Origin of the sequence: Mesorhizobium sp. M7A.F.Ca.CA.004.04.2.1, assembly GCF_004022825.1 — a bacterium.
In the GTDB taxonomy this organism is placed as follows: Bacteria; Pseudomonadota; Alphaproteobacteria; order Rhizobiales; family Rhizobiaceae; genus Mesorhizobium.
Genome location: NZ_RZPH01001281.1, coordinates 1 through 1,434, shown reverse-complemented (window position 1 = coordinate 1,434; position 1,434 = coordinate 1). Strand labels below are relative to the sequence as shown.

The window sequence follows — 1,434 nt, the reverse complement described above, 5'->3', positions numbered from 1 at the left end:
GTGCCGTACGAAGAGCACGAGCGCGAAGCTTGTGCATCCCTGGCTGCCGTGGAACAGCGGCATCGCGCCGTCGACCCCAAGAAAGGCAAAGGCGGCACCCAGCGGCTGCGACGACTTCAGCGGGTTCACCGCCGCGGATTTGGTCTGGGGAAGGATGCGGGCCATCGGTCGCCTCAACACTCGCTGAACTCGTGTGCCGTCGCGCCGGCGAATTCATCGAACAGGTGCCCGGACTCCTTCTTCGTGCATGGCAGTTCGTCTTTTAGATCAGGCTGGCAATCCCACGGGGCCGGCTGGCGCACCTGAGACCAGACCGGATTGTGAATGGCGAGGTCGATCTGGCGTACGAGTTCCACCATGCCGGCATAGCCGGCATAAGGGTGCTGGCGCTCCTGGTTGATATCGAGCCAGGGCGTCTTGGCCTTGAGCGCAATGAATTGCGTGCGACCGCCCGACAGCATGATATCGGCCCTGTGTTCAGAGAGCATGGCGTACAGCTCGCGCGCAGCCATGTATTCGAACATATGCTTGTCGTGCTTGAGAACTTGTTTGATGCGCTCCTTGTCCTGCACCGTAGATTTCTTGACCGAGGTGCCGACGATCTCGATTCCGATCTCCATCAGCGCACGGACAACCGACCAGGACTTCACACCGCCTGTGTTGAGCAGCACGCGCTTGCCTTGGAGCCTTTGCCGGTAGGATTCGAGTTTCTTCCACGCGATCGCCTCCTGCTGCGCGATCAGCGTCTCCGTGCGCTCGAGGATCTCCGGATCGGCGCCCTTCCTCACCAGCAGCCTGACAAGGTTGCGAAGAGCTTGCGATGTGTCGGAGATGCCATAGAAGGAGCCCTCGAAGAACGGGATGTCCCAGCGCTCCTCCATCTTGCGGGCAAGACTGATCAGCGCGGTCGAGCACACGATCATTGCCGCCCGGGCGCGGTGCGCGGAAGCAATGTCGCGGTAACGCGCATCGCCGGGAATGCAGGCGCGCACCCGGATGCCGAGCCGATCGAGGAGCGGCTTTACAAGCCAGAATTCGCCCGAGAGGTTGAATTCGCCAAGGATGTTGATGTCGTAGGGCCCGGGGTCGTCGGGTTCGACCGTGCCGATGACATGATCGAGCAACGCCTCGGCGGCGAGCTTGTTGCCGAGGTTCTTGGAGCCTGCCAGGCCAGGCGCATTGATCGGCACCACGGCCAAACCGAACTTTTCCGTGGCGCGTTTGCACACGGCCTCGATGTCGTCACCGATCAGCGCCGTTACGCAAGTTGAGTAAACGAAGATCGCCGGCGGCGCGTATGTGTGCTTGATCTCGCGGATCGCCTTGAAGAGTTTCCGCTCGCCCTGCCCCATCACCAGGTCGAGTTCGGTGAGGTCGGTCGTGAAGCTTGTCCGCCACAAGGTCGGCCCTGACGAAACCGCACCACGGTTGTCC

At 61.7% G+C, this 1,434-nt stretch carries 2 protein-coding genes; both read right to left on the bottom strand.

The window, feature by feature from the left end; genetic code table 11:
- Nucleotides 1-165: nitrogenase component 1 (locus EN893_RS33860; protein WP_281062526.1), on the bottom strand; the 165-nt coding region annotated here is incomplete at its 3' end.
- An 8-nt stretch (nucleotides 166-173) separates the two neighbouring features.
- Nucleotides 174-1,434 (bottom strand): nitrogenase iron-molybdenum cofactor biosynthesis protein NifE (gene nifE, locus EN893_RS33855; protein ID WP_128362169.1); only part of this gene is annotated, 1,261 nt, incomplete at its 5' end.